The sequence below is a fragment of the Alphaproteobacteria bacterium genome (assembly GCA_016722515.1).
Taxonomy (GTDB): Bacteria; Pseudomonadota; Alphaproteobacteria; order Rickettsiales; family JADKJE01; genus JADKJE01.
In genome coordinates this window covers 526,204-539,894 of the sequence record JADKJE010000001.1, presented here as the reverse complement: position 1 = coordinate 539,894, position 13,691 = coordinate 526,204, and the positions used below count along the sequence as shown (strand labels likewise).

The following is a 13,691-nucleotide window of genomic DNA, read 5'->3' as shown; positions in this document are numbered from 1 at the left end:
AAACGAAATCGACATTTTGAAGCTGGCGCTGGGGAAATCCCGCGCTCGCGGCGTACCCGTGCAGCATCGGCTGGAAGGACCCGCCGCCAGCCATCCGTTCAACCAACTGTAAAACAATAGAAAACAACCTTGATTGCAGGTGGCAGGGTGTTATCCGATGGAAGGTTTAACCCCAGCAAGAAAGGCCAAACACCATGATAGCAGCCACCAACAGCAACGAAAAAACACCCGAATCCATCGAATATGCCAAGCGCATCGCCGAATTGAATGATCGCTTCCGCCAAACCTATTGGGGCGGCAAGGTCATGACCACCTGCGGCGTGAACGAACTATCCGAAGACATCAAGGCACGGCTGTTTCGAGCCGTGTCTGAGTTCGATAGATTTAACTGGCGCAACGATCCACACGGTGAACATGACTTCGGCAAAGTTGTTATTGATGGTCAGAAGTTCTTCTGGAAGATCGACTATTACAACAACACCATGGACGCCGGATCAGAAGACCCGGCCAACCCCGACGTCACCACCCGCGTGCTGACAATCATGCTCTCGCATGAATACTAGTTGCTGATCCCAGCAGGCTGCTTTCTTGAGAATTTGTTGTCGTAAATCCTGAAGAGGAAGGGATTGGCAACAATCGATAGCATCGCTCCTGCAAGTATCAGGCTGTAGAGATCTTGGCTAATCAGATCCTTGGAAAGGGCAAGCCCACCAAGAATGAAAGAAAACTCACCTATCTGTGCAAGCCCGATTGCCACGGCATAACTGACTTCTTTGGTCTGCTTGAAAAAGCTGGTGATTGCTACGGCTGCCACACTTTTTGCCACCACGATAGTCAGGAATGTCATGACTACTGCGATTGGTTGTTCAATCAGCGTTAGCGGATTAAACAACATTCCAACCGATACGAAGAACAATACGGAAAACGCATCGCGCATGGATACCGTGGTTTCGGCAGACTTTCTACCAATCTCGCTTTCGTTCAGCATGACACCAGCCAGAAATGCTCCCAGCGCCAACGAAGCATCAAACACGACATAAGCAATCGAAGCAAATCCCAAAGCAATCGCAAGCGTTCCCAGCGTATTAAGTTCGGGTGAGCGCATCTTGGCAATGTTTACAAACAACCACGGCAAGAATCGTCTGCCCACCACAAACATGAAAACAAACAATCCGGCTATTTTGAACAGCACAGAAAGTGAAGTCGTTAGAATAAGCGATGATGACGCATCCGCATCATGCGTAATTTCAGCGATGACCGGTAGCATTACCAACGCAAAAACCATGGCAATGTCTTCGATGATCAACCAGCTGATCGCAATTTTACCGCCATTGCTTTCCAATAAATTCCGTTGTTCCAGCGAGCGAAGCAACACGATGGTGCTGGCCACCGAAAGAGAAAAGCCAAAAATTAAGGCAGAAGAAACTGGGTATCCGAGAACGACAGCCAAGACTGCGCCAATGATAGTTGCAGAGGCCATTTGCACAATCGCACCGGGCAATGCAATTTTTCGGCTTTCAACAAGATCCTTTAGCGAGAAATGCAGACCAACACCAAACATCAGCAGGATGATCCCGATTTCCGCGAGTTGCTTTGCCAGAGAAACATCGGCAACAAATCCGGGCGTATGGGGTCCAATCGCAACACCTGCAAGCAGATAACCGAAAATTGCGGGCAGCTTCATCTTTTTAGCGGCCATGCCAAAGACAAATGCCGTCACAATACTCGCAATAATAGTGTTGATTAACGCATATTCCATGTGAACAACTTAGCTTGTATATTTACTTTTTACAAGACATCTCAGCCCTTTGGAAAAGACATATCGACTGTATTATCGCCTGATCTTCGCCATGTAGTAGGCGAGGTTCTGCATAAACTCCTTGGGCAGACGGTCATTCACCGTCTGTTCCATTGTTTGGACATTCTCCCGTTGCTTAAACAGCTGCATGATGCCGGGTCCGAACAACAGCTTCAGCGGCAGCCGCTTACCAGATTTCCGCAGATAAACTTCCGTGGCGTTCGATCCTTTCTTGCGCGGCGCGATGAAGGCGCTTCGATAGGTGCGGTTCTTTCCCCATGCTTTGGCCTTCACCAATCCACGCTTGCCACCGGGCTGCTGCGTAGGCTTCTTGGAGCCGACCACGAACTCGATCAAATGCAATGGCCGCTCACTTGCTACCAGCGCCGCCCATAAGCGCCGGAAGGTAGATGGGCGGGTCTCGATACGTCTTTTTACCGCAGCCTGCCTGCCGCCCATTTGTGGGGCAATGTGCCGGGCGCTTGAAACCTTCGCGCTCTCGGCCACCCGGTTCAGGGTTCGCACGGTCGCTTGCGGCACGGCCTGCTTCTCCAGCGCACTCAGGCCACGGCGCAGCGACTTTAGATCGCTCTCGACTGAAAGATCAAAGGGCATGATTAGTTCCAAAATTTATGCAGCTATTGCCATCGGCTCAAACTTGAACGCCTTTTTCTCAAGTTTTACAGGGCTCTCAAATATCTTGCCCATCTCGTTCATGGCGTTTACAAAGACCACTAATTGGTTTTGGAAACAATTGAAAGTGAATCTATCAATCTAGAATCAAAGCCAAATATTGTTCACTTAAAGCCTTGGTATTTTTCTGGCCAGGATCGTTATTAACCCCATTGCAGTAGGAGATCAGAGCATCGATCCGATCTGGTAAGCCACTGATGGGAGATGGAGGTGTTTTGACCTCTGTAATTAAGGGAGTGCTGGGGGCGGTATTAGATGGAGAACTTGAATCACACCTCTGTAGTGACGTGGACAAAAGGGCTTATCATGGCGAACCTCTTTTGGTTCCTTGCCATACACACCGCAGGAACGTATTTAAGCTGCCGAGCTTAAATACTCCCGTGCAAATTCATCATGTTGTGCAATACCCTGATTTCCTTTTTGCCAATTTGCAGGGCATAGTTGCTCTTTCTCAACATGGAAATCCATTGCATCGATAATGCGGATTATCTCGTTGATATTTCTGCCGATAGGAAAGTCATTAATGGATTGGTGACGCACATAGCCTTCGCTGTCCAATATAAATGTAGCCCTCATCGCAAACGTATCATTCATAATAACGTCATATCCTTTAGCAATGCCCTTTGTGTAATCGGCAACCAAAGGAAATGGTAATTTTCCCACCCCGCCTTTTCCGGCAGGGATTTTCTGCCACATCTGGTGTGAAAGGAAAGTATCCGTACTAATGGCAATGATTTTGGTATTGCGCGTCTCAAATTCCTGATGAACCTTTCCAAGTGCTACTAGTTCTGTTGGGTCTACCTGCGCGAAATCCATCGAGTAAAAAAAGACCACACATTTTTTGCTTCCACGGTAATTGGATAGAGTAAATTCAAAATTCACATTTCCATCTGGCATTAAGGCTGGTGATGAAAATTCAGGTGCTTGCAGGCCTATAAATACTGACATATTTTTTCCCTTTTAATTATATTGTTCTTCTATTTGTTTAATCGCTTCCGGTGGAGGATTAGCACCCCAGCCCGAAAGAATGATTTCGCCATATTCTTGTAGAGGAATAGTATCAAGGTTCCCGAGGCGGCAGACACCCTTAATTTTCTCTGCTGAAATCCTGTTATTGCATTTGACATACCACCAGGCAGGTTTACCGTTATCGGTGGATTCCACCAAGATGATGATGTCTTTCTTTTTTAGAAAATGTGGTTGCATGATTTATTCCCTAATAGTTACTGAGACTACAGCTACTGCCATGTTTATGACCATGTTTATGATGATGGTGTTCATGGGATTTGGCACCATGGCCACATGCGTTTGAGCATGGCCCTTCATTATGATGATTGTTATGGTCATGGGAATGCCCATGCCCATGCCCATGCCTATGCCCATGCCTATGCCCATGCTCTTCATGATGGCTTTTAGATGCTCCTGCTACCACTAAGTTGCCACCATCACCATATTGGTGAATATGAGGACCAGGTTTTATCTCGATTACCTTTCCTGCCGGATCAATGATAATAGCATCAACATTTTTCCCTGTTGTAATTAACCAATGGCCATTTTTAAATGTGTATATTACCTGACCATCGGGATTATCAGCGTTTCCATAAATAATTTCATTCGGCTTTTTGCTGACAATGGCTAGAGGATAAGTATCCATCCTTTTATGTATTTCCTGCGCTATCTCTTTTACAGCAACGTTGCGCTCTTTCTTTGTAAATTTAGGATGATGCTCATGCTCATTAACTGGTGTTGCGCCTGATACTTTCCTACAAGCGTTTATCTTTTGGTTAAAATAACTGGCCTCCGGACAGGTAAAATTTCCCGTTATTATGCTGCGCTCATCCGGCTGCGCTTGCAGAACTTTTTTGAGTAGTTCAAGCAGCCAAGCAGACGTATGTGATTCTGTAGACGCATGCTCGTGGCCATGTTCATGACACGTATATTTACGGCCAAGTGGGTGAAGATTGTGATGATATGACATAAATATTTCCTATTAATCTATAATTTTATTCGCCTACTTAGCTATTTGCTGTGACCAGCTTATTTCCATTGCCTTGGCTCCATGACCGCAGCATGAACAGGGATGATCGTGCTCATGCTCTTTAGGATGAGCCTCGCTCTTGGTTTCCGGTTGATGCGTATGGTGGTCATGTCCGCCACAGCAATTTGGGCCAATACAGACATGCCCCTTTGCTTACCGGATCACCACTCCCCATCATTTTAGGTTGAACATCCTGATGCGCTGCATGCGAATGTCCATGGCTACATCCTGCTGTACAAACGTGCGCCTGGCTTAACGCATCTTTAGAAAGCGGTTTATAGGTGCTGCTTTCTACTTCTATTCTTTCTCTCAATCTTGCGGTTATATCGATAACATTATCTTTAATAATTCCTGAGAGTTCCAAGGGGGGGTGGGAGTGAATGCTAGTGGTAGGTACTAACTCTGCATCCTTTAAAGCATTTGCTTCCTGAATCCTTTGAGATAGGACAGAAAGCCGTTCATCAATATGTGGTGCTAGTATATTTTTATCTTTTACAGATTCTGTTTGTATTTGGTTGACAGGTGGTTTTTGCTCTATCGGCATTTGCCCTTTCATTTCCAGAGGTAGTACGGACACGGGTAATTTATCTATAGCCAGAGCAGCAACGTGTGCCTGCATAATCTGGCCGGAGCTTTGCCCAGTTTGTTCATGCAGTTTCTGGTTCTGGGCGTGCATTACTTTCGCCTGACTTTCAATTGCCTGTGATTGTGATATAAGGCCGGTTTGCAGCCGTTCGGAAATTTCCTTGCCTGAAAATAGCAAGTCTGGATTCTGCAACATCTTTTGTAGCATGTTTAGCGCGGCTATTATGGAGAGATATTCCTTGAGGCGCTTCTCGCTACTGAGCTTTGATGCCTTATCACACCAGCTTGCTACAAGTTCCTCATAGCGCTGCATCAGGGCAGATAATTCTTCCAGTGATGATGCACGTTCTATGGATTTCAGTAGGCGTTCGAGTGAATTTTCTTCAATGTCCTGTTCAAGTAGAATTGACTCCTGGGTTTTGATGTTCGAAGTAAGGCTTTTGCTGCCACGGGTCAGTATTACTTCAATGTTACTTGCAGAGCTAGTATCCTGCGAAATCTGAGCAGCAAGGCTCTCCTGCGCCTCTTTCATAGACTCAAGAATAACTTCCTGCTGGATGCTATTGCCTCCACCATTCTTTTTGCTAAAGCCAAATTTTTGTACAAATGACGCCATAATGCCTCTCAAAACCATAGTAACGTAATGTTATAATATCACATTCAATATCAGTCAAGAGGATAGATATAAATTTATGATTCGTATTGCATGCAGTTCTGGCAGGTTACGTGTATTTCAAGGGTATGGAAATCGAAGTACGGCCTGCCTGGCGTAGCGTCTTTAGTTTTGATGACGGTGATGCATATGATGTTGATTATATGGATTACCATTGATGGGGAGAAAATTATGAGCATGAAACATCCAGCCCATCCGTGGGAAGTTCTATGGCACCCTTATATAGAACCGCGAGAGAAAACGATTACTGAAGTAGCAAGTGCTTTAGGAGTAACGAGAAAAACGTTGGACGCAATTGTTAATTGCCGAGCCGATATCAGTACAGAACTGGCGAAACGTTTATCAATTGCTTTTGATACGACACCTGAATTATGGCTCGCTATGCAGCGTTGATTTGATTTATATCAAGCCAAAGAAGCGCGGGACTTTAGCGAAATAGTTGTTATAGTGCATCATCATAATTATGATGCAGTATAAAAACTGTATAGTTTGCAGGTGCATTCATAATGAAAGGCGATGACGTCGGTGCGGTCGGCCAGGTGTATAGGAAATTCAATAGTGGTTCTTCCGATTTTCATGATGAATAGTATAATAATTCCTGATTGATTATGTTGATGCTTTAAAAGGAAAATCATGATTCATTTTCGCGCATTTATTTTGGCATTAATCGTGGGAGGATTTCTAACCTATCCGGATATTGTTGCCATTGGCCAATCGACGATTTCAACGGCAGCCATAGGCTATATTTTTCTTCCTTTCGGTGTAGCACCAGCGATTATTCTTGTGTTACTGGTTTATTACTGTGCCATCTTCTCTTCCCGTAAATTTATGGTAGGGAAAAAACGTATTGGTGTACTATACGGAGTGCTTAGCTTCATCTTCATTCTCTATAGCGGTTTTTATCTGAACAAAGAATACGCCAAGCCTTTTTTTGATTCTAAAACGGTAGCAGCGGTCATTGCTCCCATTTCTCACATGAACCATACACTGATCGACCAATTAATAACGCGTTATCCCTCGTTGCCGGAAAGCGGCAATCAACGCATCTTTATATTAAATGCATTGCTGGAAAGAAATGACTTGAATGCGGTAGAACTTGATAAGATAGCCAGGATACAAGATCCGTCCATTCATGATAAGCTGTATTCGCGCTATGGCCTGTTAGGTAAAAATAGAAAAGGTTTATCTGTTGCCAGATTAGTGGCCCTACACCCAAATGTCGATTCTTCCACCCTATCGTTCTTGGGGGAAATGAATGAGCCGTATTTGCAAGGTAGTGTCGCGGGTAATCCAAAAACGCCAGCAGCTTCTCTTGAAGCCCTTTATCAAAAGTCTAAAAACAATAAGGATGGATATCTTATTCAATGGGGCCTGGTGCATAATAAACATACGCCGGTTGCTATTTTAAAGGAACTAAGTTTAAGTTCGGACAGATATACTAAACGTGGTGCTGAGGAAACCCTGAAATCCGTAAAGTGACAATTAATCTCGAACATGGCTGAAGAATTTACCCGACAAAGATTCATGTAATTCGTATCTACGATGCTCTGGTTAACACTGTGTGGGAAGCATGTAAATCAGAATGATGCGGGTAATGCCGCTTAAAGTTTGATCGGCTGAGGATGCTAACCCGTACGACGTTTATGTCTAATCGACAATAAACAATGTCACTCCGGTATTGGTTTGTGAGCGGTGCGCTTCACCATCGTGCTGGACTTCATAACTCATGCCGGCGGTGAGAGTGAACATACGTCCATCTTCTAATTCGGTCACCAACTCACCGTGGAGAACGAAGAGTATATGTCCACGTTTACACCAATGATCGGCGCTGTAGCCTGCGCTGTATTCGACCATGCGGATGCGAACGCAGCCTAAATCAAGCGTACGCCAAAGGGCAGTTCCGGTTTCACCTTTATGTTCGGTCTTCGGTACCTTTGACCAGTCTGTTACGGTAAAAGGAATATTGGAAAGTTCCATGGATGCACCCTTGTTTAGCGATGATCAGGCACCTGCATCATGTGCAGGTGCCTGATCGGATAACCAGACTATTCTTTACCCAAAAAATCCATTTTGCCGATATCCACACCATTATGCCTGAGGATGCCATAGGTGGTTACCAGATGGAAATAGAAATTAGGGATGACAAAATTCAGCAAGTAAGCCTGGCCTTTGAATTCAAGTTCCCTTGGTCCAACTTTGAGCTTGATTTGCTTTTCTTCCGTGCCATCAATCTGTTGTGCGGTTACTGTTTTTAGAAAATCGATGGTTTTGTTGATGCGTGCATAAAGTTCAGAAAAAGTGGTTTCTGTATCTTCATAGCGGGGAATATCAATACCAGCAAGGCGGGCTGCACAGCCTTTAACGCCATCTGTGGTAATTTGGATTTGACGCGCAAGTGCAAACATATCAGGTGCTAAGCGGGCATTGATAAAAACAGAAGGATCAATTTTTTTAGCCGTTGCATGGGCTTCGCCCTTGGCAAGAATGTCGTTGAGGTGGCCGAGCATACGGATAAAAACAGGAATGGAAGCCTGGTACATGGAAAGTGACATGGTGTAACTCCTTGATTAAATGAATAAAATTGAACAAAAAGTGGCGTAGGTCATTAACTCGCAGTGACCTGTGAGTTGATGAATGGATAATCAGTATAACCTATACTGGTTGATGCATAAAATGTCGATGGGTCTGGTGCGTTGAGTGGAGAATGTGTTTTAAACCTGTAGGGCAAGTCGGGGTTGGCAATGAATAATTGGCCAAACGCTACTGCATCGGCAGCATTAGACTGTAACGCTGCTGTTGCGGTTTCCTTGTTAAACCCTTGATTGGCAATATACACTCCACCGAAGGCTTCTTTTAAGGCAGGAGCAAACCAGTTTTCACTCAGGGATTCGCGAGCGCATAGAAAGGCTAATTTTCGTTTGCCTAATTGTTTGGCAACATAGGAAAAGGTTGCAAGCAAATCGGAGTCACCCATATCATGAGCATCTCCACGGGGGGCTAAGTGCATGCCAACGCGGTCGGAGCCCCATACAGCAATAACAGCGTCTGTTACTTCCAGCATTAAGCGGGCTCGGTTTTCAATGCTGCCACCGTAAGCATCAGTGCGATGATTGGTGCTATCTTGCAAAAATTGATCAAGCAAATAGCCATTGGCTCCATGAATTTCAACACCGTCAAAGCCAGCGGCTTTGGCATTTTTTGCGCCAGTTTTAAAGTCTTCAATGATGCCGGGAATTTCATCGATATTCAATGCTCGTGGAGTAACAAAGGCTTTTTCAGGACGAACTAAACTCACATGCCCTTTCGGTTGAATGGCACTCGGTGCAACCGGGATCTTGCCTTCTAAAAACATCGGATCGGAAATGCGTCCTACATGCCAGAGCTGCAAAAACATACGTCCGCCAGCTGCATGTACGGCATCCGTAATCTGTTTCCACCCTTCCACCTGCGCATCAGACCAGATACCAGGCGTATTGGCATACCCAACACCCATCGGACAGACAGAAGTAGCCTCGCTTATGATTAAGCCTGCCGTTGCCCGTTGTGTATAATAGTCGCACATGAGGTCATTGGGAATTCGCTGATGAACTGCGCGGCTACGAGTCAAAGGTGCCATGATGATACGGTTTGGCAGGGTAAGGGCACCCAGTTTTAAAGGGTCGAATAAATGGGGCATGGTGTATTTCCTTTTACATTCGTTTAGAGATGATTATGGGCTAACAACCAGGAGTTGGCAACGTATCGTAGCCAGCAGCTAGTTCGATAGTTCAATAATATCGAACTATTGTATTGTGTCAACCGTTATGTTATGTTATTTTATGGCCCACTTTATTCACCCATCCAAAAATGATATTACGTTAGCTGGCGTCCTTAGTGCGCTTGGCGATCCCCTGCGTATGCGAATTTTTCAAAGCCTGATGAAAAAGGATGGTTGTATGTCGTGCTCAGAAGCATCGCCTTGTCCCAACATTCCAAAATCAACCTTGTCGCATCATTTTAGAATATTGCGCGAGTCTGGCCTTATTTACACAACCAAACAGGGGGTTGAACACCGTAATGTGGTGCGTGAAGATGACATTAACGAACGCTTCCCAGGTTTACTCGAAACGATTATGACGCTGGCTAAAAAAGAAAAATTTTAGTGGTGTTTGGGACCTGTTCTAAAATGAAGTGCGACTCGTTGCTGTGTGTGAAACGGATACAGAAGCCTGTAGAAGTAAGGATGGAAGTATTAAGAAGAGGCCTGGTTCTCCAGACCTTTTTTCCGTACTCGCCTATGGCTTACACTCCAAGAAGATCTGAAGATGTCCATAGATGACGGAGTGTGTTGGCACTCCCCACAGTTAACAACAAGTGCGAAGCTTGATTTTCCCCAAATCCATCATCTTCAACCTTTTAAAGTAGTCTGAGCCGCAGGCATTTAACCAACGATCCAACCGCCACCGAGTAAAACAGATTCGTGGTACACCACGCAAGCCTGACCTGGGCTGGTGCCGCGTTCTGGCGTGTTAAACACTACTTTTGCATGATTATCTGGTAATGGATGAATCGTGGCTGGAATGGGTTTGGCTGCAGAACGAATTTTAACATTGACGGCTAGGCCACTTTCGGGAATAGGCTCATGACCAAGCCAATTAAGTTCTTTGATCGTCAGTGACAGGCTGCCTAGCGCTGATTCTGGCCCTAATATAACCTGATTAGTGGTGGGGTCAATTTTAACCACATATAAGGGGCTACTGGAAGCAATGCCTAGTCCGCGCCTCTGGCCGATGGTGAAAAGGGCTATGCCTTGATGTTGGCCAAGGATATTGCCTTGCATGTCAACCACATCGCCAGGGGTAAATGCTCCTGGACGCAGGCGCTCGATAACTTTAGCATAGGATCCCCCGGGGACAAAACAGATATCCTGACTATCTGGTTTTACAGCAACTTGTAGGCCAAAATGCTCGGCAAGCTGCCTCGTTTGTGCTTTAGGGATTCCACCTAAGGGAAAACGGAGAAATTCGAGTTGTTCGCGGGTAGTGGAAAACAGAAAATAACTTTGATCCTTGCCATCATCATAAGCACGATGCAATTGAGGGCCATGGGGGCCAACGGTGCGCTTGATATAATGGCCAGTCGCCATGGCATCGGCATTGAGATCTTTAGCAACCTGGAATAAATCCCTGAATTTAACAGTCTGGTTACAGCGGACACAGGGTATCGGGGTTTCACCGCGAAGGTAGCTATCGGCAAATTCTTCGATCACAGATTGTTTAAAGAGGCTTTCGTAATCAAGTACGTAGTGGCGGATATGAAGGGCCTCACAAACACGTTTGGCATCGCGTATATCCTGGCCGGCGCAGCAAGCACCCTTTTTCTGGAGTGCTTCGCCATGATCATAAAGCTGCAACGTAATGCCGATGACTTCGTAGCCAAGGCTATGGAGCAGGGCGGCGACAACCGAGCTATCGACCCCACCCGACATAGCGACCACGACCCTGGTTTGTTGTGGGGTTTTACCCGCACAGATAGGCTCAACCACGATGGTTGGAGTAACTGAGGTAGGTATGATAAGCGGTTGTGTGCTTAACGTACATTGGCTGGTCATGATATTCCTTTGGGGCTTTGCGAGGACGCAGTATAGCATAAAATCTCTCTTTAGACCAGTAGACGCTTTCTTTGAAGATTGCATTCGTTTATGAAAGCGACCATAATGGAATGAAAATAGGAGATCTGGTCTGATGTTGTTAGGTTTCTGATGGGGGTAAGGGGTTATGAAAGGTGAAGTGATCTATCTCTACGCATTCGATGTAGCAAATGAGATCAAAACAGATGAAATCAAAGATGTCCTGGCAAACCGGGTCGCGCCCTTTGAAATAAGGACTGACCATACCTCGCCTAAAGATATGCCCATGTATAAACCCTTATCGCTTGAACCATCACAACCGGTTTCTGATTGGGGAGGCCAGGAAATTTTTCCCCGTATTCGTATTTATGATATCGGAGTTATTTCTATTGCAATCCATGTTCCGTTTGTGGTGAACTCCATTCCTGAATTGATGCCTTTTCATACGCCCTTTTTTAATCAGGAACAATCGCTTGATCAATTGGCACGGCGCTTATGTACCGAGGCATGCACCAGCCTCAAAGAGATCATGATCAGAACCTCGCCTTTGCTCGAACCTGAAGCGTATACGGTATTTTGTATCACGGAGATGCCTGGACAAGATCAGGATTTAGGAAATTGGTTTTCTGAGAACCGTATGGCCATTGCCGATTTGCTGACAGAAAATCATCCTGGAATTTTAAATCCGATGCAGGTCAATGAAGTTTTGAAGGTGTATCATTCCTATTCAACATCCGACATCACTATTATCGATTGGGATGCTGCGTTGATGGTGGATCTTACCGGTTATGTTGAAGATACGGTGTATGTGCTGGAATTAGCTAATCTGCAGTTAGAAGAATATCGTGTCATGGATCAACGTCTTGATCGTTACTTAAATAAAGCCTACGAGAGTATTCAGCGTAAACGTTTTGGAACCTTTAGAGGCAACGAATCTGTTTTACGCAAGTTGCGGGAATTACGGGTGGATGTAACCAAACTCAATGATGAGGTCACCCATATCACTAAATTTTTTGGAGATTGGTATTTAGCTCGTGTCTATCTGGGAGCCAGAGAACGTTTTCACCTGGATGAATGGCGCACGAGTGTGCAGGATCGGTTAGAACACGTAGACACGCTCTACACCGTTACTCAAAGTGAATTGACCAACTCACGCATGTTTTGGATGGAACTCATGATCGTTATTTTCTTTGCAATAGAACTTTATGCTTCGTTCTTTCTTAAAAAATAAGGCGATAATAGAGGTTATGAAAATCTGTTTAATAAGCCCGATTTACCGCAAATTGCGCCAGCAAAAGCATGGCATCCTTGGCGGGGCTTGCTGGCATATTGGCTAGCGATTGAAGGGCTTTGTTAACATAATCCTTGGCGATATCAAGGGATGCCTCAATGATGTTTTTTTCCTGAAGCAATTTAAGAGCGACCTGTAAATCATCCTGGTGTTGTTCGCCCGTTGTGATGACTTGATGCCAGAAAAGTTCTTCGGTAGGAGTTGCCTGTTTTAGCGCAAGAATAATCGGCAGCGTTACTTTTCCTTCACGGAAATCATCGCCGACGGTTTTTCCCAGCTTGGCTTGTTCAGCCGAATAATCGAGGGTGTCATCAGCAATCTGGAAAGCAATACCAAGGTTTAAGCCATAATCGGCCATGGCAGCTTGTTCATGCGAAGCGCGATTGGCGATGACGGCTCCCACTTCACACGCTGCAGAAAAAAGTGCAGCTGTTTTAGCGGTAATGATATGGATATAGGTATCTTCGGTGATGCGCAGATTACGCTCGTTACTCAGCTGTAACACTTCACCTTCTGAAATAATAGAGGAGGTGCGAGACAGAATATCCAGTACTGAAATGGAGCCTGTGCCTACCATCAATTCAAAGGCCTGACTTAACAGGAAGTCACCCACAAGGATACTCGCTTTATTTCCCCACACATCATTGGCGGTGGGTTTGCCGCGACGCAGCATACTGCCATCTACAACATCATCATGCAGGAGCGTTGCGGTATGGATAAATTCAATACTGGCGGCCAGGTCAATATGATACTGGCCTTTATAGTTGAAAGCCTGGGCAGAGAGTAATGTTAGCATCGGGCGGAGGCGTTTGCCACCGGAAGAAAGAATATGATGAAGCAACGTACCAATGAGAGGAGCTCTTTTTTCAGCTAAGGATAGGATACGCTGATCCACGGCCGCAAGGTCGCTGGCGATCAAGCCGCGTATATCCTCAAACGAAAACGCGTTTGGGGTACCAGCTGAAGAATGGTGTAGGGCAGGGCTTAACGTCATTGAGGTGATTA

General features: G+C 45.4%; 16 protein-coding genes. 5 read left to right on the top strand and 11 right to left on the bottom strand.

The window, feature by feature from the left end:
- The first annotated feature begins 194 nt into the window (after positions 1–194).
- Positions 195–563 carry a DUF3768 domain-containing protein gene (locus IPP74_02390; GenBank protein MBL0318143.1) on the top strand — a complete coding sequence of 123 codons (369 nt, stop codon included), beginning with the start codon at positions 195–197 and terminating at the stop codon, positions 561–563.
- On the opposite strand, the gene IPP74_02385 is transcribed toward IPP74_02390, so the two are convergent.
- From IPP74_02385 to IPP74_02360, 6 genes are all read right to left on the bottom strand, one after another.
- On the bottom strand, positions 560–1,759 hold the full coding sequence (locus tag IPP74_02385) for a cation:proton antiporter (GenBank protein ID MBL0318142.1): 1,200 nt from the start codon (positions 1,757–1,759) through the stop codon (positions 560–562). The two genes, IPP74_02390 and IPP74_02385, sit on opposite strands and share 4 nt — an antisense overlap.
- A gap of 72 nt (positions 1,760–1,831) precedes the next feature.
- Complete coding sequence (locus IPP74_02380) at positions 1,832–2,413, bottom strand: phage tail protein (protein ID MBL0318141.1); 582 nt, start codon at positions 2,411–2,413, stop codon at positions 1,832–1,834.
- Between the two features lie 432 nt (positions 2,414–2,845).
- Positions 2,846–3,439: a peroxiredoxin gene (locus tag IPP74_02375; GenBank protein MBL0318140.1), complete on the bottom strand. Its 594-nt coding sequence runs from the start codon at positions 3,437–3,439 to the stop codon at positions 2,846–2,848.
- Positions 3,440–3,451: 12 nt separating this feature from the next.
- On the bottom strand, positions 3,452–3,697 hold the full coding sequence (locus tag IPP74_02370; GenBank protein MBL0318139.1) for a hypothetical protein: 246 nt from the start codon (positions 3,695–3,697) through the stop codon (positions 3,452–3,454).
- 10 nt (positions 3,698–3,707) lie between these two features.
- On the bottom strand, positions 3,708–4,469 hold the full coding sequence (locus tag IPP74_02365; protein MBL0318138.1) for a hypothetical protein: 762 nt from the start codon (positions 4,467–4,469) through the stop codon (positions 3,708–3,710).
- A gap of 166 nt (positions 4,470–4,635) precedes the next feature.
- Positions 4,636–5,730, bottom strand: coding sequence for a hypothetical protein (locus IPP74_02360; GenBank protein ID MBL0318137.1), 1,095 nt, complete (start codon positions 5,728–5,730; stop codon positions 4,636–4,638).
- Positions 5,731–5,958: 228 nt separating this feature from the next.
- Here IPP74_02360 and IPP74_02355 point away from each other — a divergent pair, with 228 nt between their 5' ends.
- Together IPP74_02355 and IPP74_02350 are read left to right on the top strand one after the other, a co-directional pair.
- Positions 5,959–6,180: a HigA family addiction module antidote protein gene (locus IPP74_02355; protein ID MBL0318136.1), complete on the top strand. Its 222-nt coding sequence runs from the start codon at positions 5,959–5,961 to the stop codon at positions 6,178–6,180.
- 240 nt (positions 6,181–6,420) lie between these two features.
- On the top strand, positions 6,421–7,266 hold the full coding sequence (locus IPP74_02350; protein ID MBL0318135.1) for a hypothetical protein: 846 nt from the start codon (positions 6,421–6,423) through the stop codon (positions 7,264–7,266).
- A 168-nt stretch (positions 7,267–7,434) separates the two neighbouring features.
- On the opposite strand, the gene IPP74_02345 is transcribed toward IPP74_02350, so the two are convergent.
- The 3 genes from IPP74_02345 to IPP74_02335 form a co-directional block, all read right to left on the bottom strand.
- The gene (locus IPP74_02345; GenBank protein ID MBL0318134.1) at positions 7,435–7,764 is read right to left on the bottom strand and encodes a DHCW motif cupin fold protein; all 330 of its coding nucleotides are present in this window, start codon (positions 7,762–7,764) and stop codon (positions 7,435–7,437) included.
- Positions 7,765–7,832: 68 nt separating this feature from the next.
- Entirely contained in the window at positions 7,833–8,339 is a 507-nt protein-coding gene (locus IPP74_02340) for a DUF1993 domain-containing protein (GenBank protein ID MBL0318133.1), read from the bottom strand.
- A gap of 53 nt (positions 8,340–8,392) precedes the next feature.
- Positions 8,393–9,463 (bottom strand): alkene reductase, encoded by a 1,071-nt coding sequence (locus tag IPP74_02335; GenBank protein ID MBL0318132.1) that lies wholly within the window; start codon positions 9,461–9,463, stop codon positions 8,393–8,395.
- Positions 9,464–9,605: 142 nt separating this feature from the next.
- Between IPP74_02335 and IPP74_02330 the strand changes: the two genes are divergently transcribed.
- Positions 9,606–9,929 (top strand): helix-turn-helix transcriptional regulator, encoded by a 324-nt coding sequence (locus IPP74_02330; protein MBL0318131.1) that lies wholly within the window; start codon positions 9,606–9,608, stop codon positions 9,927–9,929.
- A gap of 278 nt (positions 9,930–10,207) precedes the next feature.
- Here IPP74_02330 and mnmA read toward each other — a convergent pair whose 3' ends face one another.
- Complete coding sequence (mnmA, locus tag IPP74_02325) at positions 10,208–11,377, bottom strand: tRNA 2-thiouridine(34) synthase MnmA (protein MBL0318130.1); 1,170 nt, start codon at positions 11,375–11,377, stop codon at positions 10,208–10,210.
- 166 nt (positions 11,378–11,543) lie between these two features.
- Between mnmA and IPP74_02320 the strand changes: the two genes are divergently transcribed.
- Positions 11,544–12,626, top strand: coding sequence for a hypothetical protein (locus IPP74_02320; protein MBL0318129.1), 1,083 nt, complete (start codon positions 11,544–11,546; stop codon positions 12,624–12,626).
- Between the two features lie 28 nt (positions 12,627–12,654).
- On the opposite strand, the gene IPP74_02315 is transcribed toward IPP74_02320, so the two are convergent.
- Entirely contained in the window at positions 12,655–13,680 is a 1,026-nt protein-coding gene (locus IPP74_02315; protein ID MBL0318128.1) for a polyprenyl synthetase family protein, read from the bottom strand.
- Positions 13,681–13,691 lie beyond the last annotated feature (11 nt).